Genomic DNA, 25,369 nt, shown 5'->3' on the forward strand with positions numbered 1-25,369 from the left:
GAGAACAGTACTAAAAATCAGCAGGAAACAATTAATATGTCATCTTTCTGGCAGCAGGTAGGGATTCTTCGCTCATTATTAATGTACTATGGTATTCCCTTTCGCATCCGTCAGTTATCACGCTTTTATTCACTGTTTGTTCAACCAGGCGATCTTTGTTTTGATATCGGTGCCCATGTTGGCAATCATCTTCTTGCCTTGTCTCGTCTTGGTGCCCACGTTGTCGGCATCGAGCCTCAACCTCAATGTATGCAACTCTTGAAACGCTGGTACGGTGATCATTCCCAGATTACACTTATTGAACAGGCTGTTGGCGTAGCTCCTGGAACGCAAACCTTGTTGGTGAGCCGACGTACTCCAACTGTAACCACTCTCTCCCGTGATTGGATGCAAGCTGTTCAACAGGTTGACTCTTTTGCTCATGTGCGCTGGGATACAACTGTGTCTGTTTCGGTAACAACCCTTGATAGCCTCATCACTCAGTATGGTAAGCCAGCTTTTTGCAAGATTGACGTTGAGGGTCACGAACTCGAAGTTTTACGTGGTTTGTCGCAACCTATCCGTGCTCTTTCGTTTGAATACACTCCGAGTGCAATAAACATTGCTCTGGCTTGCATTGAACAATTGAACCATTTGGGACCTTATGAGTTCAACTGGAAACCGGCAAAGTTCGGTGAATCGTATCAATTGCAGTCAGCTAACTGGCTGAATTCTCACGAAATGATCACTCTACTCAAAAGCATACCTATTAATGCAAACTCTGGTGATGTCTATGCACGTTCTCTGCTGACTCTCGATAGCCTATGAAGCAATTTTTATTCCAACAGACTCATTCATCCCAGTTAAATTTTATCTCAATAAATAATTTTAAGGCTTGATTGAATGGTTGCTAAAATTCAGCAAGCATTTGAGCTGCTTTTGCGGGAATATTTTCTTTAAGAACCAGAATTCTTTTCTTTGCAAGAAGTCCAATGAATAAAAATCAGAAATTAGCCGAATGGCTGGAATTGCGCATTCCCTATGATGCCAAGGGACGTAACTCAATTGTGGAAGCAAGCTGCCAAGAATACCTGAAAAAGCGCAAAAGCCTTAAAATCGTTGATTTAGGAGCTGGTACGGGTGCTAACTGTCGCTACTACCTTAGCAAGATTTCTCAGGATCAGGAGTGGTTTTTAGTCGAACAAAATCAAGAACTTTTAGAAATCGCCCTCAATAGGTTAATCATGTGGGCGCAGGAAAATCGATATGATTCACAATTGCAAAACTCAACATTGGTCTTGAAAAATCAAGTCTATAAAATTACTATCCACAGAATTGTCGGCTCTATTTTGGATCTGGAGAATCTAATAGACTTAAATACTTTCGATTTAGCTGTCGCCAATGCAGTGTTCGATCTATTTAGCGAAAAGCAGTTTCAAACATTCCTGGAATGTTTAAAAAAGTACCAATTGCCGCTTCTAGCTACTATTAACTATACTGGCACAAATTTTCTTCCTCAAACTGAGGACGATTCTTACTTTATTAAATACTACAATCAGCATATGCAGCGCCAGCAAGACTTCGGCAGGGGGATGGGACCTGACTGCGGTTCCTATATGTGGGAAGCAATGAAGCATATTAACATGAAGGTATTACAAGGAGAAAGTCCGTGGGAAATTAGTAGCAACGATTCTGTCTTTCTTCAGTTAATGTTAAGGTTTATGGAAGAATCAATTCCAGAAATTCTTGAGGAAATAACTTTACAGGATAAGCTAAACACTTGGTTGCTTAAAAAACAACAGATGATTGCTCAAAAAAAACTTAGTTGTAACGTTACGCATCAAGATTTTTGGGGTTACTGGGAGTAGCTATAATTTAAGTATCAAGAAAAATACTTAAGAACAAAATCTTATATATAAAAAAGATATTTTGCGAAAAATGTCTACAATCAAAAAAACAAAACAACAGCAGAAAATATTACAAAAACTCAAATGGCGTACAGGAATATTTTTTGCTATTGTATTGGTCATCATCTTGCTTTCCATCCCGCAAGCCATATCACAGGAACTAGTCGTCCTGAATATGATGTTGAATGCTACTGATGCTGCACTTTGGAAGCAAAGCATTATCAAAGACTTTGAAGCAAAAAATCCGGGCATTCGTATCAATCTTATCGAAGGTCCAGGTATGCCTAATTTACAGGAAGACCTGCTGACTTCAGCATATATCTTGGGAGATTCTCCTTATGACATGGTAATGATGGATGTCATTTGGACACCCAAGTTTGCTGCTGCTGGATGGTTGTTAGATTTGAGCGATCGCATAACAAAAGAAGAGTTAGCTGATTTTTTTCCGGCACATGTAGAAGCAGGACGTTACGAAGGTAAGCTCTACAGAATTCCCATGTATGCTAGTGCTGGAGTTCTCTACTACCGTAAAGACTTGCTCAAAGGCGCAGGTTTTCAACCACCAGAAACATTCGCAGATCTACTCAGAATTTCTAAGTCATTACAAGAGCAAGGAAAAGTTAAGTGGGGTTACCTTTGGCAAGGTCGCCAGTCCGAAGGACTAGTTGCCATGTTTATGGAAGTTTTGCAAGGTTTCGGTGGATTTTGGATTAATCCTGATAATTTAGAAGTAGGGCTAGATAAACCTGAGACATTAAAGGCGATCGCTTTTCTCAAAGATACAATTCAACAAGGAATTTCTCCGCCTGGAGTCACAACATATATTGAAGAAGATACAAGACGCATATTTCAAAGCGGTCAAGCAGCATTTTTACGGAGTTGGCCTTATGTTTGGCCTCTAGCTAATGCTGAAGATTCCCCTGTAAAAGATAAAATAGCCATGAAACCAATGGTTGCTACCCCAGGCAACAGTCCAGGAGCGTGTTTAGGTGGTTTTGGTTTAGGAATTAGCAAATCTTCAAAACATCCTCAAGAAGCTTGGAAGGCAATTCAATTCTTTACCAGTAAAGAAACACAGCGCCAATTTATTTTTAAATCGGGTTTTGTACCAAGCCAACGTTCACTGTTTACAGACCCACAAGTTGTCAGCAAATATCCTCATTATCCTGAGTTACTCAAGATAGCTGATAAAAGCATTTTACGTCCGTCCATTGGCCAATATGCTCAAGCATCAGATATTTTGCAACGTTATCTGAGTGCTGCACTGACAAATCGCATGACTCCTGAGCGCGCGATGCAAGCGGCTGCTAGTGAAACCAGGCTATTACTAAGGACTAAAAGCTAATAATGTAGAGAATTTGTAAGTCTCTACAATGACTATTGAATTGCTTAAGTATAGTCTTCAACTTGGGGCGATCGCTGCATTAGCAGAGCGGCAGGATTATATTTTTCTGGACTAGACCTCTTGCAAAAGTCAAAAATCGTGAATGTCATTCTGAGCGAAACGCAGTGTAGCGAGGAATCTCAGAGATGTTTCGCTCCGCTCAACATGACAATTCAAGCATTTTTGCAAGAGGTCTACTGTATCGCGACTCGTTAAATAACTTAAACCTAAAAGTCGTTTGACTGAATTGAAGATGCTTTTTTATTGGGAGGTGTGAACAGTCACCATGCAAGGTTTGAGTGAATTTATCAACAAGACGATGCAAGAGTGGAAAGTACCAGGGCTGGCTATCGCCATCGTTAAAGATAGCCAAATCATTTTTTCTGAAGGCAATGGATTGCGAGATGTAGAACAAAATTTAATTGTTACACCACAAACTCTCTTTGCAATTGGTTCTTGTACAAAACCCTTTACCACAATGGCGATGAGTATCCTGGTAGAAAGAGGTCTCTTAGACTGGGATAAACCTGTCAGAAATTATTTACCTACTTTTAAACTTTATGACTCTTATGCAACTGAACATATCACACCCCGTGACCTCGTGACTCATCGGTCTGGCTTACCCCGTCATGATGCTATGTGGTCTCAAAGTCCCTTCACCCGTCAAGAAATAATCGACCGCTTACAATATCTCGAACCCACTCACGAATTGCGTACTGTTTTTCAATATCAAAATTTGATGTACATGAGCGCTGGCTATTTGGTTGGTGAAATTGCACAGAGTAGCTGGGAAGAATTTGTGCAACAGGAAATTTTTAATCCTTTAGAAATGAGAGATAGTAATTTCTCTGTAGAGAAATCCCAAAAAGCTGCTGATTTTGCACTTCCTTATGCAGAAAAAGACGACAAAGTTGAGAAAATCCCCTTTTGTAATGTCGATGTTAGTGGTCCAGCAGGTTCGATAAATTCCAATGTTGTTGATATGGCTAACTGGCTTTTACTCCATCTTAATCAGGGTAAGTATGGCGATAAACAAATTATTTCACCAAGTCATCTGCAACAGATGCACTCTCCACAAATCGTGATGACTCAAACACTGGAATATCATGAACTTTTTTATTATTTTTATGGTTTGGGATGGGCGATGACCTCTTACCGAGGTCATAATTTAATTCAGCATGGCGGTAATATTAATGGATTTTCTGCGCGGACAACTTTGCTGCCTCAAGACAATATTGGTATAGTAGTTCTGACTAATATGGATGACAATCCAGTCATACATATTGTGACTTATTATGTATGTGACCGTTTGCTCGGTCTAGACGAAGCTCCTTGGAATGAACGAATGAATAAAAAATATGCTCAAGCTAAAGAAGCTACTGCAAAAGCCAAAGAGCAAATAGTCTCAACCCGTAAAACTCCAACTCAGCCTTCTCATCTTCTAGAAGATTACACAGGTGATTTTGAGCATCCAGCATACGGAATCTTATCAGTTGAAATTGATGATAATCGTTTAATAGCAACTCATAATTCAAATATTTATAAATTAGAACACTACCACTATGATATTTTTGTTGAATATGAGTTGTTTGATCAACCAAAACTTATATCTTTCTTAACTGATACCAAAGGCAATATTAGTAGCCTGACCGTTCCCCTAGAACCGACTGTGAAGGAGATTTTATTTACCCGCATACCTGAAAGCAACTCTCGTTAATCCAGGTAGCAGCGTAGAGACATACCCTGATACGTCGTCACCAAGGCAACTATCTGTTAGCTACTATCAAATACTACATGCTGAGTTTCCAATCCAGGAGCGATCGCCCCAAAGAGCGAATCGCACCCTTAGCAATCTTCTCAACTAACAATACCTATTCCGAAGGCTTGTTCCTTGCTCGTTCTGCACGCGCCTGGGCTGATGCCATCACTTCATCCATATTTTCTAGCATCTCACCAGCAAAATTTTCCAAAATTCTCGTGGAAAGAGCAACTCGACCTTTACCTTCATCTATGTCTATTATGACAGCTTTTATCGGCTGACCGATTTGAAACACCTTTTCGAGATTTTCGATAAATTTCTGGCTCACTTGCTTAATATGAAGCAAAGCGCCTGTGCCATCTAAATCCACAAATACGCCGAAGGGTTTAATGGCACTTACTTTCCCTTCTACTAGCTGACCAACTTCCAATATACTGAAAGTAGCAGAACGAGTTGCTATGCGTTGCGAAAGAATAAGTTTATTGTTACTGCGGTTAACTTCTAAAAAGCCAGCAGTCAGTGATTGACCTTTAAGTGCTTCTAAATTATCTCGCTCAACCAAGTGCGATCGCGGGATAAATCCCCGTAAACCCTGCACATTTACGGTGACACCGCCCTTATTCATATTGATCACACGCACTTGTGTTGTTTGAGAATTTTCTTGCATTTGCGCCAGTCGTTCCCAAATGTGATTGATTTCTAACTGCCGTCGCGAAAGGGTAATTTGACCTTCGGCATCTTGATCTCTGATGATGATGAACTCTAAACTCTCATTTAGTGGCAGCACCTCCGACAAATCAGTGACTGCTCTCAAAGAAGCTTCATCGCGGGGGACAAATGCTGACGACTTGCCACCAATATCGACATATGCCCCATCTGGATCAAGTTGGAATACTCTTCCGTTTACCACCTGTCCTTTTTGAAACTGGTAATCGTGTTTTTCCAGTGCTTTGGCAAAGTCGTCCATTGTAAATGGCGAATCGGCTTTTTGAGAAAACTTTGCTTCGGAATCCATGACTCTTAAAGATAAATTGTTATTCTAGCTGATGCCACTGGAGTTTTATTCAACACCAAACAACACTATTCGAGTGACTATGATTGCTTATAAAGACTGTCCTTAGGAACGTGGAGCAAATAACATGCAATTTTTCTTGTTGCGATGTAACCTCACCCCTATTGGTGTGAGTTCCCATAAGGGTGCTGCACTTGGTGGGTGAGGTTTTGTTTGTCTTTGATCAAATCCATGTTCCTTAGTCATTTGCCATTATGAAAGACTAATGACTAGGAACGAGCTTAAAGCAATCAAAAATTTAATCAATTGAATAGCTAGAGTTGTTTAAACAGTTGTTTTACCTGCTCCCAAGCATCGGCTGCGGCTATAGAATTATAACTGGCACGTTGGTCGCAGAAAAATCCGTGGTCAGCTCCATCGTAGCGAAACACACGATGAGGAATGTTGTATTTTTCTAACTCTGCCTCAATTTGGTCTACCTGTTCCACTGGAATGCTAGCGTCTTCCATACCAAAAAAGGTGTAGATGATGCCTTTAATGTCTGGGGTACGTGTAATGGTGGAATTTCCACCTCCAAATGTCCGAGTAGGGATACCAGCACCGTAAAATGAAGCAGTGGCTTTGATATCTGGTAAAGTAGCGGCAAGATAGGCGACATGACCACCAAAACAAAAGCCGATGGAACCGAAACCATCTTGCTTTACATTTGGTAAAGTTTTCAGATAGTCAATGGCTTTTTGAATGTCGCTCAATAGTTCTGACGCTTTTGTTTGGTATGCGTATTGTCTACCCACTTCTATATCTTCTGCAGTGTAGCCAGTTTCAAATCCAGGGGCAACTCTTTGGAAGAGCGCGAGTGCAATTGTCACATAACCTTCCTTGGCGATACGTTCTGTGATGTTCCGAATGTGGGAGTTGACTCCAAAAATCTCTTGCAAAACCACAACTCCTGGGTAAGCACCTTCTTCAGAAGGCTTTGCTAGATATGCGTCGATTTGCAAATCATCTTGCGAAAGATTAACTCTTATGCTGTCTATTGCTCGCTCTGCCATAATAGTTTTTACCAGTGCTGTGTGACGACTATAAAGATATAGCTGTGCTCATCGCTTAAGGCAATGTTCAATCAAATTATTAACTATAAGTAACAACCACACCAGAATTTTCCAATAGAGAAATTCAATATATAAGTAAAATATTTGACGGTTAGTAGTCACAGCTGGTTACATGCAGCCACTATCACGCAGGAGATTTGGTGATGATTCAATTTCGTATTCAGCCAGACAGTGAAATCCCGGCATCAACCCAGCTGTTTAATCAAATCCAGTTTGCGATCGCCTCTGGGCAATATCCCCCCGCTTACAAACTGCCGAGTACGCGGGCGTTGGCAATGCAAACGGGGTTACACCGCAACACGATCAGCAAGGTTTACCGCCAGTTGGAAGAAGAGGGATTTGTAGAAAGTCTTGCTGGATCAGGAATTTATGTTCGCGCTCAAGGACATGAGGGCGGTAGTAAACTGCAATCGCCAATTCTCAAACAATATCCTCAAGCGTACAAAGTTGTCCAGCAAGCAGTTGACGAACTGCTCTCTCAAGGTTGCTCGCTTAATCAAGCGCGTGAGATATTTTTAGCTGAAATTGATTGGCGTTTGCGTTGTAGTGCGAGAGTGCTGGTGACAGCACCAAAGCAAGACATTGGTGCTGGGGAATTGATGGTGCATGAATTGGAAGAAGCCCTTAAAATCCCAGTGCAGTTAGTCGCTATGGAACAATTAGCTGCTGTGCTAGATCAAACTTCCTCAGCGACAGTGGTGACACATCGGTATTTTATCGGGGAAGTGGAGGCTCTAGCAGCGCCGAAAGCTGTGCGCGTCATTCCTCTTGACATACAAGACTATGCCAAAGAGTACAACCAGTTTAAAAATCTACCAAAAGACAGTTGTCTTGCGATCGTCAGCCTCAGCCCTGGCTGGCTGAGAGCCGCAGAAGTTATCATCCACGGTTTACGGGGTGATGAAATACTGGTGATGACTTCGCAACCAAAAGATAGCCACAAACTTCAGGCGATGGTGAGGCGGGCACAGGTAATTTTTTGCACCGATAAACCGAGTTTGACTGCGGTGCAAGAAGCTATGCAAGTTGTTCATGAAGATATTATTCGTCCACCCAAGCTGATATGTGGTGAAAATTTTATCGGTAGTAACTCGATTAACTTGCTCAAACGGGAGCTAGGGTTGGGATGAAGAAGGCAGCTATACTGGAGGCAGCGGCAGTCGAAGGGTTTCAAACAAGGACGCCTTATTTTTTCGTGCCTACTCTCCGTTCAAAACCAATCTTTTTCTTTTCCTGATATCTTGCAGCATTCTCAACAAGACCCAAACAAGCGGGTTTCTGAACCAGAAATTAAGGTTTATAAAAGCAAGCATTGTCAAGAAACCCGGTTTTTCACTTCATGCAAGATCTGAGTTTCTCCATACCTTAACCTGAACCAAGGGATTGTGTTGCAAAAACTAGTGCTGCTTTGAAAAAAAGTCTTTTGGGTTGAGTGTCGGTAGTACTTGTATGCATAAAAATAAGACTTAACCCAGATAAATATTTAGCAGCTAAGAACTACAGATAAAGTAGTTGACAAGCAACGGTGACAGAATACACCACAGAATGACAATTCTTCATACTCTGATTCAGCAACACTAAATTCAGGAATACTGTGTGTGGCTTGTGTTTTTATTTAAGTGTATTTTTACAAATTAACTCCTGAACTTATTGCTCCATAGTTGAATAATTTTATGAATCGTATCTCAGTAATGGTGTACGCTTATGAACTCAGAATCAGAATTTTCATGGATAATTGCCAAAGATTTTGTTGATCAGGCTGTATTGTACAATACAGGTAAGCATCTGAGCGATATTGAAATAATGGTTATTCAAGGCGCTTGGGAGGGAAAAACTTATGATGACATAGCAAGAATTTATGGCTATAGCGTTGAGTATTTAAATAAAGATGTTGGGAATAAATTATGGCACAAACTTTCAGAATACTTAGGAGAAAGAGTTACCAAGAAAAATTTTAAGGAAGCATTAAGAAGAGCATGGAATCAACAAATATATACATCATTTAACACCACAAAAATACCCTTTCCTGAAGGGTCAGTGGCAAAAAACTCTCCTTTTTATGTCAAGCGTTCTGACATTGAATCTCTATGCAATGAAACAGTTATGAAACCTGGTGCTTTAATTAGAATTAAAGCACCAGAGCTAATGGGTAAAACCTCTTTAATGAACAGGATTTTAAACTATGCTGCTAAACATAATTATCAAATAGTGTATTTGGATTTAAAAAGTGTAGACAAAGAAATTTTAACTCATTTAGAGAAATTCCTTCGCTGGCTTTGCTGCATGGTTGGTCGGCAGTTAAATTTAGAAAACAGGTTAAATGATTATTGGGATATAGAAATTTTAGGCAGCAATGATAACTGTACAGTCTATTTCGAGGAATATTTATTGACAGAAATAAACAGTCCAGTTGTTTTAGGATTGGATGAAGTGGATAGGATTTTTCCCTATACTGAAGTGGTTGAAGATTTTTTCGGAATGCTGCGAAGCTGGCATGAGAAGGGGAAAATTTTTAAGATTTGGGAACAACTGCGGTTAGTCATAGCACATTCCACCGAAATTTATATTCCCTTGGACATGAATCAATCTCCATTTAATGCAGGAATACCAGTGGAATTGGGAGAGTTTGATGCCAAACACATAAAAGATTTATCTTGTCTTCATGGCTTGAATTGGAATGATACCCAAGTAGACGAATTAATGAAAATGGTTGGAGGACATCCTTATCTGGTGCGGTTGGCAATGTATTACGTTAGTTCTCTTAAAGTGATGCTAAAGCAGCTTTTGCAAGAGGCTTCCACAGAAGCAGGAATTTACAGCAACCATTTGCGACGATATTTGAAGATACTGCAACAAGTTCCAGATTTAGCTCAGGCGTTAAAACAGGTTGTCACTTCACCTGAACCAGTGGAATTAGATCCCATGCAAATTTATAAATTGCATAGTATGGGATTGGTACAAAGGCATGATAATCATGTTACGCCTCGGTGTCATTTATATCGGGAGTATTTTCAGCGAGTTTTGATCTAAAATTCATCCAACTAAACGTTTGAATATGAGTTATTCATCGTCTGGCTGATCCGGTTTGATTGTATCGTTGATGGGTTTACCAAATTGAGTTGTACCAAGCACAGCCATATTACCCAGGTATGCACCTAATGTCCTTGGTTCATGATTGCGTCGATTGGAAAGAACAACCACAACCACACCGTCATCAGGATAAATTCTCCAGTAAGATCTTGCACCAGTCCAACTACCAGAGTGTGCTACGACTTTTTGATTACTGACATTATCTTTTCCCACATTCCAGCCAAAACCATAGCCAGTGAGTCCAGCTTGGGACTTCTGTCTAGTCCACATTAAGTCTCGTGATTCCTGATTCAGAATTTCACCTTTAACGACTTTCATCCCCAATTGACACAAATCAACCACAGAGGATTGATAACCACCACCAGCATATTTCCAACTCAAATCATCACGTTTTATGAGTTGGTTATTTGTATTGTAAATTTGTGTGTGATTTGCGTCTTGAACTTGTAAATTTTCTGGTTCGAGACTCTTTAATCCCCAAGCAGAAAACCGCTGCGAAGCATACTCCCCAAAGCTTTTGTTTGTCATTTTTTCCATTGCAGCAGCCAGGACAGTATATCCATGAGTGCTGTATTTGTAATTACTTCCCGGTTCGATAACTAACTGGTCGTTGATAAACAATTTCAAGGCATCTTGAGCGGTAGAGTAGTATTGGTTTGGATTTTTAGTTGGGTCATTGCCTTTTTTGTAATGACGAACGCCAGATTGGTGAGACAGTAGTTGAGCGAGAGTGTAATTATGTTGTGATGGCAATCCAGATAGGATATTGCGAATATTACTATTGAGTTTTAGTTTACCTTTATCCCGTAATTCCATTGCTAGAATTCCTGTTACAGCTTTACTGACAGATGCCAATCGATAGCGGGTGTTTTGAGAAGCTTTAATTTTCTTTTCTACATTGCTCAAACCAAACCCTTTTGCGTAAATAAAATTAGCATTTTTACAGATAGCAACAGACATACCGGGAATATTATTTTCATTTCTGTATTTTTCAATTGCCTCATCTGCTTGATTTGTCAAACTCCATTGTTTCGCTCGTTGAACCTGAGATAGTGTTGGTGTAGGATGAAGAGCAATGGGACTTATAAAAGAAAAGGAAACAGCAAGTGAAATTGCAGTTTTTGCTAATAAAAACCGAGTGTTTTTAGCCATATGAAATTATCCTGATACTAAATAAATGAGTCATTTTTACAGTGACGTGTACTAAATCGGCGGGAATCCCGCCGACTTCCTTTAATCTCTTGGTACAGGGATTGGGTTGTTTTCAGGACAATCTACTGGATCAATGACACCCTGTTTACATTTATTAATACGAAACTCTTGAGGTATTTCTGGGGGAAATTTGACGCGACTTGACGGAGTCGTATTTCTAATTCTCCTGTTCTCTTGTACAGGTTGTTTCGTCCTTATCTTATTAGGAATACAACCAATTTTGGGATTAGGTGCAGGAACCCAACCATCGGGACAACCTGGTTGAGGATGTGGTGTAGATGCAAAAGTCACGCTTGATATTGAGAGTGTAACTAAAGCATTTACGACCATGAAAGAAGTTAATAATTTATGTTTCAACATCACATGAACTCCTAAAAAATATGCGGAAGTATGACATTAGTGAAAAATTAGGTTTTTGTGCGATCGCGCTGGCTCCTCTGGAGCGGAGCATCGCACTATACTAGAAGCACGCTACACAGAGAATTAGCAGGCTGACCTTTTTTGAATGAGCGAATGAGCGAATTTGAGCGTTTGCGCAGCGCAAGAAAGCGGAGCTAGAGCATCAGTACAGTAATCCCAAAAACCCGGTTTCTTTAAGGTGGCTCAACGAAAAATTAGTCTTTTCGACGACAGAAACCGGGTTTTTAATCGCTCCTGCTTGACTAATGTACCGGCGCTCTAGCGAGTGACTTTGGTGTGACTACAATTAATTTGTAATTTTTACAGTACAGCCACTCCAACCTAAAGTTTGGCGCATATTCATAGCTTGTGTAAAAATGTCACTTCCGTTTCCTGTGACTTTTTTCTTTCCTTGAATACAGGAAAGCTGTCCTGTATTCTGAGCATTGGTTTTATAGTATCCCCATTCTCCTCTATCTACACTTTTACCAGCATTCAAAAGTTTAGTAAAAACCTCAAAACAAGCTTCTTCTACCGTACTACTTCCCCATCTCATCCAACTAACACCTTGATTTGACGCTGATGTGCAATAAGGCTTTTGATTAGCTGATTGTGCAATAGCTTCATTTGTAGTTATCGATTGTGAGAAAGTGACAACACCCAGCAATAAAGCTGTAGATATAGCTAGTTTAAGCTTCATATTCATGACCTCTTAAAATTAGATTTTTTGGTATGAATAAGCAAACTAATTTGCTTTATAACCAAAGACTGAGTATGGAAAATGGGAAAGTAACCAGTTACAAATTTCTTTGTTTCCTCTGTTCTATTATTTATTGACTCAACTAAGAATCAGAAGTTAACTGATTACTTTTACCCCATCCCTTAAACCTTTGCCTTAGTTTTTGGTTGTTCTATGTCAGTCTTCTATATATCGAATTGGGTCAACAAAATAACATCTGCAAATGTTATTTCACCGTTTGTTACCACAAAGTTAATAGTGTTATTGCCATGTTGGAGAACATTGGCATCAATAACTTCATGGAAGGTTTTTACTTCACTCGTACCAAAGGTATAGTTAAGTTGGTTGGAGCCGTTGACTTCAACTCTGAAACTAACTGTTGCATTATTCAATGTTCTAAAAATAAGGATAGAGCGAGAACCTAGATGAGTCTCATTAGGAAGAGAAAAAGGGATCTGTCTATCAATATCCCCACCGACTCTCAACGTGAAAGGAGCATCTTGAATGACACTGTAGTCTGCAATTCTAGGCATGATTTTCTCCTTTTGAAAAAATAGAATCAATTGAATACCCTATCAAGCTGTTTTATCAGAATTTGTTTTACTGCTTGATATTAATTATTTTGTTATAGGGTTTAGAAAGTAACCAGGGGATAAAATCAGGTATCTTGATTGTTTATAAAATTTATTTTTTAAACAAGCTTGCTCACAAAATCAGTATAAATTAGGCACGTAAAGCAAAAAATAGGAAAAAATCAGGTACTTTGGTGAAACTGAACCAATCTATAGCAGCAATAGTATACTCATAGAAAGAGTTGACACTCTGTAATCATGACAGAATCAACATCAAACTATGAATATCAAGTTGGTGGAAGTCTCCCCATTGATTCACCCAGTTATGTCACGCGACAAGCTGACACAGAACTTTACAAAAGTTTACTCTCAGGCGAATTTTGCTATGTATTAAATTCCCGGCAAATGGGTAAATCCAGCTTGCGAGTACGGACAATGCAAAAACTGCAAGCCGAAGGATTTATCTGTGCTTTTATTGACTTAACCGGAATTGGTAAAGAAGATGTCACAGCAGAAAAATGGTATGCTGGAATTGTTCAATCTATTGTGAGTAACTGTCAGTTAAGCCAAAAAATAAACTGGCGCAATTGGTGGCGAGAAAGGAAGGATTTACTTTCCCCTGTGCAGCGTTTAAGTTTGTTTGTTGAAGAAGTTTTGTTAGTCGAGGTTGAGCGAAGAGTTTTTATTTTTGTAGATGAGATTGACCGAGTTCTCAGTCAGAATTTTTCTCTTGATGATTTTTTTGCTTTGATTCGGTATTTCTATAATAAAAGAGTTGACAGTACAGCATTTCAACGTCTAACTTTTGCTTTATTGGGTGTAGCAACTCCCAGTAATTTGATTACCGATAAAACCCAAACCCCCTTCAATATTGGCAAAGCAATAGAACTACATGGTTTCCAACTTGACGAAGCGCAACCATTAGCAAAAGGATTAGAGGGAAAAGTTGAGTATCCCCAAGCGGTGATTCAAGAGATATTGAATTGGACGGGAGGACAACCGTTTTTAACACAAAAAATATGTCAACTTGTGTTTCAAGATACCCAGAATGGGAGTCTAGTCACTGCTAACTCTGTTTGCGAGATAGTGCAAAAACGCCTGATTGAAAATTGGGAAACCCAAGATGAACCAGAACATTTAAAGACGATTCGTGACAGAATTCTCAGGAATGAACAAAAAACTGGACGATTGTTAGGAATCTATCAAGAAATCTTACAACATGGAGAATGTTTGGCTGATGGTAGTTCGGAACAAACCGAGTTGCGTTTGTCGGGTTTAGTTGTTCAGCAGCAGGGAAAATTAAAAGTTTATAACCAGATTTATCTGAATGTCTTTAATCAAAATTGGGTTGATAAACAATTAGAAAAACTACGCCCTTACTCTCAAAATTTTCGTGCTTGGGTTATTTCTGATTTCCATGATGAATCACGACTTCTGCGAGGTCAAGCTTTACAAGATGCCCTGTCATGGGCAAATCATCAAAGTTTGAGTACTCTTGATTATCGATTTTTAGCTGCTAGTCAAGATTTAGAAAACCGTGAAGTTCAACAGAGTTTAGCTGTCAAAGAAGAAGAAAGTCGAATATTAGCTCAAGCCAATGAAACCTTAACTCTGGCAGAACAAAAAGCTACAGCAGAATTGACTCAAGCAAAACGCAAAGCAAGGAGGATTACTGCCATTGGTTCTGTCATTTTAGCAATTTCCTTAGTCACAGCAGCCGTCATTCTGTTACAAGTTAAAAAAAGGGAGCGAGAACTAGCAGAAAGCAACGTATTACTTCTCAGTTCATCTTCACAAACAACCTTAGCTGAAAATCCCTTTGAAGCAATGTTGAAAGCTGTGAAAGCAGCGCAAAAACTCAAGGAATTAGAAACATCAAGACCTGTAAAAGCTGAGATAAAGAAAGAGGTAACATCTGCGCTTCAACAGGTCATTTATAGTATCAGAGAACGTCATCGTCTTCAGAGTCATCAGGGTGCTGTTAGAAGCGTTAGTTTTAGTCCAGATGGCAAATTTTTGGCTTCTGGTAGTGAAGACGATACAGTAAAGTTGTGGGATAAAAATGGTAGCTTGCTATTCACCCTTAAAGGTCATCACGACAATATTTGGAGTGTCAACTTTAGTCCAGATGGTAAAATTTTGGCTTCTGCAAGTGATGATGGTACGGTAAAGTTGTGGAATGTGCAAAATGGTCTCTTACTAAAAACCATCGCTGCTCATCGTGAATGGGTTAGAAGTGTTAGCTTTAGTCGGAATGGTAAAATTTTGGCTTCTTCTAGTTCTGATGGCACAATCAAGCTGTGGAATGTCGAAAATGGAACTTTATTAAACACCCTTAAAGGACATCGTGGTTGGGTTACGTATATAAGTTTTAGTCCAGATGGTAAAACTCTCGCTTCTGCTGGTGCTGATACAACAATCAAACTGTGGAATTTAGAGAACGGTACAGTAGAGCAAACTCTCAAAGGTCATCGTGAGACTGTCAGAAGTGTCAGCTTTAGTCCAGATGGCAAAACTTTGGCTTCCGGTAGCGAAGACAACACAATCAAACTGTGGAATCTAGAAAATGGCAAGGAACTGAAAACTCTTGCAGAGCATCGTAGCGATGTTTGGAGTGTTGTTTTCAGCCCAGATGGTAAAACCCTAGCTTCTGCCAGTTCTGACAGCACAGTGAAATTATGGAATATAGATGATATCAATGATGCTTTACCAGAGCCGCAAACCCTCAGAGGACATCAAGGTAGAATCTGGAGTGTGGTTTTTAGTCCAGATGGCAAAACTTTAGCATCTGGAAGTGTCGATAAAACGGTAAAGTTGTGGAGTTTAAATGCCGGGGAACCACAAACTTACTATGTTTCTCGTAAGGATGTCATCAGCGTCAGCTTCAGTCCAGATGGAAAAATTTTGGCATCCGCAGGTAACGAAAGTACAATTAAATTGCGGGATATGCAAAATGGTAATCTACTTTTTTCCCTCAAAGGACATACTAAAGCCATCCGCAGTGTCAGATTCAGTCCCAATGGTCAGTTATTAGCTTCTGCTAGCAGTGATAAAACAGTACGTTTGTGGAATGTTAAGGATGGCACTCCCTTTAAAACTCTTACTGATAAGAACAGATATAGTATTGTCAGATTTAGTCCAGACGGCAAAATCTTAGCAGCCCAAGGTACTAAAAGGGTGAAACTATGGAATGTTGAGGATGGTACCCCGATAAAAACCCTCAAAGAAAAACCAGACAAACGCTGCGGTGTTAAGAGTATCAATTTTAGTCCTGACGGGAAAACCCTCGCTGTTGCTTGTTCTTATGGTAATTTGCAACTATGGGATGTCACAACAGAAACTGTGGTCTTAAACCTCAAAGGTCACAGTAGTCATGTTTCTACCGTCAGCTTTAGTCCAGATGGTAAAATTCTCGCTTCTGGCAGTGCGGACAGTACGGTAAAGCTATGGAAAGTTGCAGATGGCAGCCTCATCAATACTATCACAGCCCACTTGGATCATGTTAGAAGAGTAACATTTAGTCCAGATGGCAAAACTTTAGCTTCAGCAAGTGATGACAAGACAATCAAACTATGGAATATACCAGATGGTAGCCCAATAAAAACCCTCAAAGGACATCGCGGAGCGATTATCAGCCTTAGCTTTACCCCAGATGGTAAAACTCTTGCTTCTGGTAGTTCTGATAACACCGTGAGAATATGGAATTTGGATCTTGATGGGGATTATTTACTCAAGCGTAGTTGCTTGTGGCTGAAAGATTACCTCACGACCCATCCGCAGGAAGAAGGAATACGAGAAATTTGCCTACCCTAGGTTGGTTAGATTCGCGACTTCGCAGAAGTTATTAGGAATCTTGCGAAATCGTGGTGAGAAATTCGGGATTACTCCCATCCCGCTATAGATTACCTATGTTCTCTGTCTCCTTCTCCTCTGCGTTCTCTCTCTTGAAAAGGTATGATTCTCCTTCACCAGATGCTGCGCGTTAGCCCTTTGGGCGTGCGCATTAGGCGCAGCCGTGCCGTAGGCATAGCGCATACGGAGGAAACCTCCGCTCATACTTTTCGCTGCTTCCTCTGCGGTTTTTAATATTGCAAAAACTCTCGCACCCGTATGAGGTAAGTAGCTGCATCTTCCAACATTGGAAAATGAGCCGTATTTGGAATCATGACAAACTCAACTTTATCGTTGAGTGCGGCTGCCTGACGACCCATCTCGGCTGGAATAATTTTGTCGTACTCACCTGCTACTAGTAGTGTAGGTACACTCAGTTGAGCAAATTCCTCCGGCATCAATTCAGCTGCGGCTTTACTAACAGATGTAAAAATTGTGCCCAAAGCTGCATCATAGTCTGCTATCAGAAAATCTTGTAAGAAAGCCTGACGTTCTGCTGCTGGAATGGAACGACGTAGAAATCGTGCCATAAACATCCTGTCAACAAACGGTATTTTCTCCAACCACTTTGGACGAAATTTGACTACGTAGCCACCGAATTTATGAAAAGCTGTGAATGCTTTTTCGTCGTACTCAAAAATACCGCTACAAGTCAAAATTGCTCTTTCCACTCTTTGAGGGTAGCGGTTGATAAACAAAGTCGCAATGGATGCGCCCATAGAATGAGCATTAATATATACGCGTTGAAGCTGCAATTTATCGAGAAAAGCTGCCAAGTCGTCAGCATATTCCTCAAGCTCATAAGTTAACTCTTGAATTGCCAGAGATTCTGCTGACGGCGACTGCAACTCAATAGACTCAACAACAGCTTCACTTGCTTTGGCTACGGTTGGTTTTCCACGGGAACGCCCGAACCCCCGTAAATCGTAAAGTAAACAATCAAATTGTTCTGATAGAGCATGAGCAGTACCCTGCCAATACCCACAAGAACCTGCCCAACCGTGGATAAAAACCATCACAGGCTTACCCCCTGTATCTGATGGCTTTTTTATCCACTCGTAGTAATGCTCAACAGCACGGACGTTTATGTAGGGCATTTGTCAAAAGTCAAATATGAAAAGTCAAGAGTTAAGAGTATTTTACTAATGACTAATGACTAATGACTATTAAGCTGATTCTGGTTTGGGTAATGTAGACGGGTGCATCAGGAGTTCGGCAGTGGAACGCTTTTCTACCATTTCCCGTGTGACTGTGCAACGAGTGACATCTTTACGTGAAGGCAACTCGTACATCACATCCAGCATCAATTCTTCCACAATACCCCGCAGTGCCCTTGCGCCTGTTTTGCGCCGGTATGCTTCTTGAGCGATCGCTCGCAGAGCTTCTGGTTTAAAGTCTAACTGGACGTTATCCATCTTCAGCAGTTTTTGGTACTGCTTCACCAACGCACTACGTGGTTGGGTCAAAATTGCCATCAGCGCTTCTTCATCCAGCGGATCTACGACCGCTACCATTGGCACCCGCCCAATAAATTCTGGAATCATACCAAACTTCACAAGATCATCTGGCTCTAAATAGCGCAGAGTATCTGCTGTACGCTTGTCTTTGGTCTGACCTTCTCCTGGTTGTACGAAACCTATTGACTTTTTGCCAGTTCTCTGCTCTACAACTTTTTCTAAACCCACGAAAGCACCACCGCACACAAACAAGATATTGCTCGTATCAATCTGTATGCAGTCTTGATAGGGGTGCTTGCGTCCTCCTTGGGGTGGTACATTGGCGACTGTCCCTTCTAACATTTTCAGCAAAGCTTGCTGTACGCCTTCGCCGGAGACATCTCGCGTAATTGAGGGGTTCTCGCTCTTGCGAGCAATTTTATCTATTTCATCAATGTAGATAATTCCCCGCTGCGCTTCTTCTACATCCAAATCTGCAACTTGTAACAGTCGCAACAAGATATTTTCCACATCTTCCCCTACGTACCCTGCTTCTGTCAGAGTTGTGGCGTCAGCAACGGCAAAAGGGACATCAAGAATTTTTGCTAGAGTTTGTGCTAGCAAAGTTTTACCACAGCCTGTGGGACCAATAAGCAAAATGTTAGACTTTTGCAGTTCTACCGCATCATCCAAACCTTTGCCACTGCCTTTAGCCTGAATCAGTGATAGCCGCTTGTAATGATTGTAAACTGCGACTGAAAGTACTTTTTTAGCTTCGTCTTGACCGATGACGTGTTCATCTAAGTACTTTTTAATTTCTTGTGGCTTAGGTATTTGATTCAACGAGAGATTAGAGGAGCGGGCACGACGTTTCTGGGGTGGTTCTGACTTAGGTGCTGGTTGCGACGCTGTTGCACCATTTGTGTCGAGTAACTCCTCATCCAGAATTTCATTACACAAGTCAACGCATTCATCGCAGATGTAGACTCCCGGTCCGGCGATTAATTTACGTACCTGCTCCTGAGACTTTCCGCAAAACGAACATTTTAAATGGGAGTCGTACTTAGACATACCAGCCTCTTATTTCAGAATGGTGACGTTTTCCCCTGGTGAGGGAAGATTTTGCCTGGAGATAACCTGATCAATCAACCCGTAGTTTTTTGCTTCTTCGGCCGACATGAAGAAATCGCGCTCAGTATCGGCTTCAACTCTTTCTAACGGTTGACCAGTATGAGTCGCCAGTAACTGATTCAACTTAGACTTATGATAAAGAATTTCTCTAGCTTGTATCTCGATATCAACGGCTTGCCCTTGCGCACCACCGAGTGGTTGGTGAATCATAATCCGGGAATCGAGAAGAGACATCCGTTTACCAGCGGTTCCTGCTGCTAACAAAAACGCCCCCATACTCGCAGCTAATCCAAAACATATGGTGACTACATTAGGGCGAATTTGCTGAATGGTATCATAAATTGCCATGCCTGCTGTCACAGAGCCACCAGGAGAATTAATGTACAGTTGAATGTCCTTTTCTGAATCTTCAGCGTCTAGAAACAACAACTGGGCAATAATTGAGTTGGCAACGTTATCGTCGATTGGTGTCCCTAGAAAAATAATCCGTTCCCGAAGCAAGCGAGAGTAGATGTCAAAAGCGCGTTCTCCGACGCCGGATTGTTCTACCACCATCGGGACGATGTTGCTAGGACTGTTCAGGGAATAGAGTGTAAACTGACTCAAACTATTAACTTGGTAGTTTCCCGACTGCGATACAAGCATAAAAGAACGTTTGACACTAAGTGTAACAATGATTTCGACAGCAACAGCTGCCTTTTTGAAGAACCTAATTTTTGATGTAGCTATGTGTTAACCATTATGCCTTATATAAATTCTTATCGTGTAAAGCAGTATTAAAGCAAGGCTGTGAGGTACACTCTAACTTCTACCCCCCTCAGAGGGAGATGGGAGGCTAGGGGTGCCTACTGACCTTTGTCCCGTTGTCTCCAGTCGCTTAAATTCAAAGTTCAAAAAAAATTTTTATTATTTTGAATTTTGAACTTTGAATTGGTTTGTCCTCTTGTCGTTTATTGTCCCTGTGTTGACTCTGTGTCTTGAGACGAAGTTTCTGCACTCTCCACAAGAGGTTGTTCTGGAGTTTCTGTCGCTGCGACTGGTTCACCTACGGTGACTTCTTCAGTCTCAGTTTCTGTAGTACTCAAAGAACCTTCAGGTACCAACTCAATTGTTGAACGTTCTAGAAGCCAATCAATGATTTTTTCGGTCAACAATTCGTTTTCTACAACTTCACGCAGTCTTTCCTTGTCTACATCTGTGTTGGAATACTGCTCCATCAATTCTTTGACTCTGGCTTCGATTTCATCTGCTGACACTTGAATGGACTCGCGTTTACCAATTTCCTGCAGCGCCAGAGAACGTTTCAGGCGCTCAACTGCTTCACCACGAGAACGCTCCCGTAACTGAGGAATCACATCTTGGGTAAATAACTTTCTGACATCAAGTCCCTGCTGAGAAAGCCGCATGGCTGTTTGCGTCAGCATCTCGTTGACTTCTTGTTGAATCATTGTTTCAGGTAAGTCAATTTCTATGTGCTTGAGCAGTTCAGCTAACAGGGCTTCTTGTTGATTCGATTTTGTTTTCTGTTGGGCCTCTTTTTGAAAGCGCTCTTCTAAAGATCTACGCCATTCGTCAAAACTATCATAGTCCCCAACTTCTTGGGCAAAGTCATCATTCAATTCAGGCAGTTCTTTTTCCTTGAGTTCTTTGAGGGTAACTGTGAAAACAGCAGGTTTTCCAGCTAAATCTTCGTTGACATAAGGATCTGGAAACCTAGTTGTGATTTCTCTAGTTTCGCCAGGATTCATTCCTACTATCCCTGTGACAAAGCCGGGAATAAATTTGTCTTCCTGCATTTCCAATTGGAAATCAGTGGCTTCCCCGCCGGGTATTGGTTCGGGTTCGGCGGTTTCGTCTTCACCTTCACCTTTGACCAAAACACCTTTAAAATCGACCACAGCGACGTCACCGATTTGTACCGCTCGCCCTTCCACAGGAATTAATGTAGCCATTTCTTGGCGTTCTTTTTCCAAAACTTTGTCTACCTGTTCTGGATTATACTTGATTTCCTCGGCTTGAAATCGCAAGCCCGTATATTCTCCCAAATGAGCTTCTGGTTCCACATCCACAGCAGCAGAAAATATGAGGGGTTTTCCTGGTTCATAATTATTAATTAATTCCTCATATGGAGAGCGTAGCTGTGGTTGACCAAGCACTTGGATTTTTTCCTGTAAGAGTGCTTGCTCAATGCCATCTTGAATGACTTCTTCTAGCGCAGCTGCCTTAATTCGAGTGACGCCAAGACGCTGTAACAATATTTGCCGAGGTACCTTGCCTTTGCGAAACCCAGGAATATTTGCAGTACTCGCTAAGTTTTTAACAACTTTTTCGTAAGTTTCCTTGGTCTTTTCTGGCGTAATCTCTATTTCCAGACCAATTTGACTGGCGGGAAGTTTTTCCTGGGTGACTTTCATGCTTCGTCTCTATTATTTAGTATTTATTTTTACTAACTGTGTACTGAGGATTCAAAAAATGACATCTTTGAAGTTGAAGTTGTCTGACTGAGAGCAAAGGTGCCTACATCGGTTGCCCTGTTCCAAGTACAGAGGGCTGCCTGACAGTTATCGTGTTTGCTGAACGTTGTCAAAAGCCTTGACATTCTAGCGCAAACTAGTTTGTTTGTTTCAACTCCAAATTGTTCTTTCTCAAAGGGCTAACACCGTGATATCCTGGTTTTCAACAAGCAGTTTGCTTTAGCCAAGCTGTAACGTTGGAACAAACCGCTATGTGAAATTGAGCTCAGCTTGTGCCTTGCTCCTGTGTCGGGGAGGTCAGCTTACACAGCTTTGCCAGTTTAAGTCCATTGAATCATAGTACACTAATCATCTTAACAACGCATCTCACAGGCAAAAAACCTGTCTTGAATTCAGCAAAAGTTCAGGTCAATTCAGAAGTTGAAAGATGAACTGATGTATAATAGGAGTCTTACTTAAATTGAAAGTTTAGTAATAAACTGTAAACTGCTATATTAATCAGCATAGCTAACAAAAGAAATGTATTACATTAAGAATTACAATCATTTTTTCAAAACACTCAACTATTAAAAGGTAAAAATTGCTGTACTCAAGAGTGATTCGTCAGAAGTTGTAAGGAGTCTAGTATGATTAATATATTCATGCATCAAATATTTTCTTGATTCTTTTTAACTATTCTAACTTTTTGGCAGAGCGTAGGCATGAGTCTGCTTCAGCCTCTGAGCGTAGGCGTGGGTGGGATCCACCAGTTCTGACGAATGATTCTTACAACAGAAGGTTTATTGAATGTCTGCTATTGCCATTTAACAGTGTTTGAATATCTAAAAATTAAGTAAAGTTTAGTAAAGGAGGAAGTCAATTTGTCTAAATCCTACAGGGTAGCTATTTTGGGAGCAACTGGTGCCGTTGGTCAAGAGTTGTTGGAATTATTAGAAAGCCGTCATTTTCCTGTTTCTGATTTAAAGTTATTGGCATCAGAACGCAGTGCAGGACGAACACTGGCTTTTGAAGGGGAAAATTTCCCGGTAGAGCCAGTGAGTGAAAAAGCGATTGAAAACGTAGATCTGGTGCTGGCGAGTGCAGGTGGTTCCACCTCAAAAACTTGGGCACCAAAAGCTGTTGCGTCTGGTGCTGTAGTGATTGATAACTCCAGCGCATTTCGCATGAATCCGGATGTTCCTTTGGTGGTTCCAGAAGTTAATCCAGAAGCAGCGGCCAAGCACAAAGGTATCATTGCTAATCCCAACTGCACGACGATTTTGATGACAGTCGCAGTATGGCCCTTACATAAAGTTTCACCAGTGCAACGCCTTGTTGCTGCAACTTACCAATCAGCCAGTGGTGCAGGTGCTAAGGCAATGGAAGAAGTGAAAACTCAAGCAAGTGCCATTCTACAAGGCAAGCAACCTGTTGTTGAAGTCTTTCCACATCCATTAGCATTTAATGTGTTTCCGCACAACTCCCCCTTGAACGATTTGGGGTACTGTGAGGAAGAAATAAAAATGGTTAACGAGACTCGTAAAATTTTTGGGACTCAAGATATAAGAATTACTGCAACTTGTGTACGGGTTCCCGTACTGCGTAGCCATTCAGAAGCAATTAACCTAGAATTTGAAGTACCATTTAGCCCAGATAAGGCGAGAGAAATTCTAAGTCAAGCACCTGGTGTGAAATTGGTAGAAGATTGGAAAGTAAACCGTTTCCCAATGCCAATAGAAGCTACAGGTCAAGATGATGTATTGGTAGGGAGAATTCGTCAAGATATTTCTCACCCGTGTGGCTTAGAACTGTGGTTATGTGGTGATCAAGTTCGCAAAGGTGCAGCTTTGAATGCAATACAAATTGCTGAGTTATTGGTAGAAAAAAATCTGCTAAAACCAGCAGTAGCTGCGACTCATTAGTTCTCACCTCATGAGTGATTTAGTGATGAACACAAAACAAAAGACTCTTGGAGTTTGCTAGTCGTCGATTTGTTGTGACAGTTGGAAAGCAACTTGGGTGCGCTAGCTCACAAATGACATAAGCATAATGTGTAAATTACGCTTGAAAGTCATAGTCAGATCGGTTATCACAATATAAAACCACCAAGACCCACAAAAAACGCAGAACAAAAAAGAATATTTAGGAGTGAAAATAGGGTGGTAGATTTTGGCAGAGTTCTAACCGCGATGATTACGCCGTTTAAAGAAGACGGCAGTGTTAATTATGATGTCGTAGCATCACTGGCAGCACATCTAGTTGGCAACGGAACGGATACAATTGTGGTATGTGGCACCACAGGAGAATCTCCAACCCTGAGTTGGGATGAACAATACCAGCTGTTTTCTGTGGTGTTGCAGGCGGTAGCAGGAAAAGCTTTTGTGATAGCAGGGTGTGGCTCCAATTCAACCAAAGAAGCAATCGCGGCTACTCAAAAGGCGGTTAAAATAGGAGTACATGGCGCATTGCATGTGGTTCCTTACTACAATAAACCCCCGCAAGCAGGGCTTTATCAGCACTTTAAGGCGATCGCCCAAGCAACGCCTGACTTACCACTGCTGTTGTACAATATCCCTAGTCGTACTGGTCAAAATCTTCAACCAGAAACAGTTGCTCGGTTAGCTGAAATTGACAATATTGTCGGGCTGAAGGAATCTACTGGCAATATAGACCAAGCAAGCGAAATTTGTGGGTTGACGCCAAAAGAGTTCCAGATTTACTCTGGTGATGACCACATGACTTTGCCTCTTTTGGCAATAGGGGCAAAGGGTGTCGTCAGTGTGGCTTCTCATCTGGTAGGAAACCAACTACAAAAGATGATTCAAGCCTTTGAGTCGGGTCAAATTCAAGTAGCCAGGGAAATACATCTCCAACTCTTCCCTCTGTTTAAAGCTTTATTTGCAACCACAAACCCCATCCCAGTCAAGAAAGCACTAAATCTTTTAGGTTGGGAAGTTGGTTCAACTCGTCCGCCGTTGTGCGAAGCTGACTCACAAATCAGTCAAAACTTAGAAGTCGTTCTCAAAAAAGTTGGTCTCATTTAGCAGGAACTTAATAAAACTGACAGGTTAATTTGCTGAAGATTTTTATAAGAATTTGCTTTTTTTACGAGATTTTGAGTAAAAATTCTGTGCAAAGACTGGATAAATATATCATGAATTTTGAGCTTTTAAAGCCCAATTAATCAAGTAACAATTGAACATCTGATAAAAAATCAGCTGTTTTCAGACTGATTTAATAGACTGCTTGTCTTGTCAGTTTTACAACAAGGTTAAATTCCACATTTTTACCGA

19 protein-coding genes are annotated in these 25,369 nt (G+C 40.9%); 9 read left to right on the forward strand and 10 right to left on the reverse strand.

Annotated elements, in window-relative coordinates:
• Positions 1-36 precede the first annotated feature (36 nt).
• The 4 genes from DP117_RS04825 (at position 37) to DP117_RS04840 (ending at position 4,987) form a co-directional block, all read left to right on the forward strand.
• A complete protein-coding gene (locus DP117_RS04825; protein ID WP_169217201.1) occupies positions 37-807 on the forward strand; it encodes an FkbM family methyltransferase in 771 nt (256 codons plus the stop codon).
• A gap of 164 nt (positions 808-971) precedes the next feature.
• Positions 972-1,847 (forward strand): class I SAM-dependent methyltransferase, encoded by an 876-nt coding sequence (locus DP117_RS04830; protein WP_169217202.1) that lies wholly within the window; start codon positions 972-974, stop codon positions 1,845-1,847.
• A 70-nt stretch (positions 1,848-1,917) separates the two neighbouring features.
• Complete coding sequence (locus tag DP117_RS04835) at positions 1,918-3,231, forward strand: ABC transporter substrate-binding protein (protein ID WP_169217203.1); 1,314 nt, start codon at positions 1,918-1,920, stop codon at positions 3,229-3,231.
• A 325-nt stretch (positions 3,232-3,556) separates the two neighbouring features.
• Complete coding sequence (locus DP117_RS04840) at positions 3,557-4,987, forward strand: serine hydrolase (protein ID WP_169217204.1); 1,431 nt, start codon at positions 3,557-3,559, stop codon at positions 4,985-4,987.
• A gap of 154 nt (positions 4,988-5,141) precedes the next feature.
• Here the strand turns inward: DP117_RS04840 and DP117_RS04845 are convergent, their stop codons facing one another.
• Complete coding sequence (locus DP117_RS04845) at positions 5,142-6,044, reverse strand: S1 RNA-binding domain-containing protein (protein WP_169217205.1); 903 nt, start codon at positions 6,042-6,044, stop codon at positions 5,142-5,144.
• A 311-nt stretch (positions 6,045-6,355) separates the two neighbouring features.
• Positions 6,356-7,093: a dienelactone hydrolase family protein gene (locus DP117_RS04850; RefSeq protein WP_169217206.1), complete on the reverse strand. Its 738-nt coding sequence runs from the start codon at positions 7,091-7,093 to the stop codon at positions 6,356-6,358.
• A 203-nt stretch (positions 7,094-7,296) separates the two neighbouring features.
• On the opposite strand from DP117_RS04850, the gene DP117_RS04855 reads away from it, so the two are divergent.
• Positions 7,297-8,283 carry a GntR family transcriptional regulator gene (locus tag DP117_RS04855; RefSeq protein WP_169217207.1) on the forward strand — a complete coding sequence of 329 codons (987 nt, stop codon included), beginning with the start codon at positions 7,297-7,299 and terminating at the stop codon, positions 8,281-8,283.
• Between the two features lie 574 nt (positions 8,284-8,857).
• Positions 8,858-10,183 carry an AAA-like domain-containing protein gene (locus DP117_RS04860; protein WP_169217208.1) on the forward strand — a complete coding sequence of 442 codons (1,326 nt, stop codon included), beginning with the start codon at positions 8,858-8,860 and terminating at the stop codon, positions 10,181-10,183.
• A 30-nt stretch (positions 10,184-10,213) separates the two neighbouring features.
• On the opposite strand, the gene DP117_RS04865 is transcribed toward DP117_RS04860, so the two are convergent.
• The 4 genes from DP117_RS04865 to DP117_RS04880 form a co-directional block, all read right to left on the reverse strand.
• Complete coding sequence (locus DP117_RS04865) at positions 10,214-11,395, reverse strand: serine hydrolase domain-containing protein (RefSeq protein ID WP_169217209.1); 1,182 nt, start codon at positions 11,393-11,395, stop codon at positions 10,214-10,216.
• Positions 11,396-11,476: 81 nt separating this feature from the next.
• A complete protein-coding gene (locus DP117_RS04870) occupies positions 11,477-11,815 on the reverse strand; it encodes a hypothetical protein (protein ID WP_169217210.1) in 339 nt (112 codons plus the stop codon).
• Positions 11,816-12,161: 346 nt separating this feature from the next.
• Positions 12,162-12,554: a hypothetical protein gene (locus DP117_RS04875; RefSeq protein ID WP_169217211.1), complete on the reverse strand. Its 393-nt coding sequence runs from the start codon at positions 12,552-12,554 to the stop codon at positions 12,162-12,164.
• 224 nt (positions 12,555-12,778) lie between these two features.
• Positions 12,779-13,126 (reverse strand): hypothetical protein, encoded by a 348-nt coding sequence (locus DP117_RS04880; RefSeq protein ID WP_169217212.1) that lies wholly within the window; start codon positions 13,124-13,126, stop codon positions 12,779-12,781.
• A gap of 297 nt (positions 13,127-13,423) precedes the next feature.
• Here DP117_RS04880 and DP117_RS04885 point away from each other — a divergent pair, with 297 nt between their 5' ends.
• Entirely contained in the window at positions 13,424-16,978 is a 3,555-nt protein-coding gene (locus DP117_RS04885) for an AAA-like domain-containing protein (RefSeq protein ID WP_169217213.1), read from the forward strand.
• Positions 16,979-17,247: 269 nt separating this feature from the next.
• Here the strand turns inward: DP117_RS04885 and DP117_RS04890 are convergent, their stop codons facing one another.
• From DP117_RS04890 to tig, 4 genes are all read right to left on the reverse strand, one after another.
• Entirely contained in the window at positions 17,248-18,153 is a 906-nt protein-coding gene (locus tag DP117_RS04890) for an alpha/beta hydrolase (protein WP_169217214.1), read from the reverse strand.
• 69 nt (positions 18,154-18,222) lie between these two features.
• Positions 18,223-19,563 carry an ATP-dependent protease ATP-binding subunit ClpX gene (gene clpX / locus DP117_RS04895; protein WP_169217215.1) on the reverse strand — a complete coding sequence of 447 codons (1,341 nt, stop codon included), beginning with the start codon at positions 19,561-19,563 and terminating at the stop codon, positions 18,223-18,225.
• A 9-nt stretch (positions 19,564-19,572) separates the two neighbouring features.
• Positions 19,573-20,268 (reverse strand): ATP-dependent Clp endopeptidase proteolytic subunit ClpP, encoded by a 696-nt coding sequence (gene clpP / locus DP117_RS04900; RefSeq protein ID WP_169217216.1) that lies wholly within the window; start codon positions 20,266-20,268, stop codon positions 19,573-19,575.
• A 305-nt stretch (positions 20,269-20,573) separates the two neighbouring features.
• Positions 20,574-22,037: a trigger factor gene (gene tig / locus DP117_RS04905; RefSeq protein ID WP_169217217.1), complete on the reverse strand. Its 1,464-nt coding sequence runs from the start codon at positions 22,035-22,037 to the stop codon at positions 20,574-20,576.
• Between the two features lie 920 nt (positions 22,038-22,957).
• Here tig and DP117_RS04910 point away from each other — a divergent pair.
• Positions 22,958-23,998, forward strand: a complete 1,041-nt coding sequence (locus DP117_RS04910) for an aspartate-semialdehyde dehydrogenase (RefSeq protein ID WP_169217218.1) — start codon at positions 22,958-22,960, stop codon at positions 23,996-23,998.
• 237 nt (positions 23,999-24,235) lie between these two features.
• Positions 24,236-25,120 carry a 4-hydroxy-tetrahydrodipicolinate synthase gene (gene dapA, locus DP117_RS04915; RefSeq protein WP_169217219.1) on the forward strand — a complete coding sequence of 295 codons (885 nt, stop codon included), beginning with the start codon at positions 24,236-24,238 and terminating at the stop codon, positions 25,118-25,120.
• Positions 25,121-25,369 lie beyond the last annotated feature (249 nt).

Source organism: Brasilonema sp. UFV-L1 (genome assembly GCF_012912105.1).
Taxonomy (GTDB): domain Bacteria; phylum Cyanobacteriota; class Cyanobacteriia; order Cyanobacteriales; family Nostocaceae; genus Brasilonema.

Bases quoted from the DNA above. Each gene is read 5' to 3' on its own strand.
- DP117_RS04850 (WP_169217206.1), bottom strand. From the start codon at position 7,093: ATGGCAGAGCGAGCAATAGACAGCATAAGAGTTAATCTTTCGCAAGAT.
- tig (WP_169217217.1), bottom strand. From the start codon at position 22,037: ATGAAAGTCACCCAGGAAAAACTTCCCGCCAGTCAAATTGGTCTGGAA.
- DP117_RS04835 (WP_169217203.1), top strand. From the start codon at position 1,918: ATGTCTACAATCAAAAAAACAAAACAACAGCAGAAAATATTACAAAAA.
- DP117_RS04865 (WP_169217209.1), bottom strand. From the start codon at position 11,395: ATGGCTAAAAACACTCGGTTTTTATTAGCAAAAACTGCAATTTCACTT.
- clpX (WP_169217215.1), bottom strand. From the start codon at position 19,563: ATGTCTAAGTACGACTCCCATTTAAAATGTTCGTTTTGCGGAAAGTCT.
- clpP (WP_169217216.1), bottom strand. From the start codon at position 20,268: ATGCTTGTATCGCAGTCGGGAAACTACCAAGTTAATAGTTTGAGTCAG.
- DP117_RS04880 (WP_169217212.1), bottom strand. From the start codon at position 13,126: ATGCCTAGAATTGCAGACTACAGTGTCATTCAAGATGCTCCTTTCACG.
- DP117_RS04830 (WP_169217202.1), top strand. From the start codon at position 972: ATGAATAAAAATCAGAAATTAGCCGAATGGCTGGAATTGCGCATTCCC.
- DP117_RS04845 (WP_169217205.1), bottom strand. From the start codon at position 6,044: ATGGATTCCGAAGCAAAGTTTTCTCAAAAAGCCGATTCGCCATTTACA.
- DP117_RS04825 (WP_169217201.1), top strand. From the start codon at position 37: ATGTCATCTTTCTGGCAGCAGGTAGGGATTCTTCGCTCATTATTAATG.
- DP117_RS04840 (WP_169217204.1), top strand. From the start codon at position 3,557: ATGCAAGGTTTGAGTGAATTTATCAACAAGACGATGCAAGAGTGGAAA.
- DP117_RS04855 (WP_169217207.1), top strand. From the start codon at position 7,297: ATGATTCAATTTCGTATTCAGCCAGACAGTGAAATCCCGGCATCAACC.
- DP117_RS04885 (WP_169217213.1), top strand. From the start codon at position 13,424: ATGACAGAATCAACATCAAACTATGAATATCAAGTTGGTGGAAGTCTC.
- DP117_RS04875 (WP_169217211.1), bottom strand. From the start codon at position 12,554: ATGAAGCTTAAACTAGCTATATCTACAGCTTTATTGCTGGGTGTTGTC.
- DP117_RS04870 (WP_169217210.1), bottom strand. From the start codon at position 11,815: ATGTTGAAACATAAATTATTAACTTCTTTCATGGTCGTAAATGCTTTA.
- DP117_RS04860 (WP_169217208.1), top strand. From the start codon at position 8,858: ATGAACTCAGAATCAGAATTTTCATGGATAATTGCCAAAGATTTTGTT.
- DP117_RS04890 (WP_169217214.1), bottom strand. From the start codon at position 18,153: ATGCCCTACATAAACGTCCGTGCTGTTGAGCATTACTACGAGTGGATA.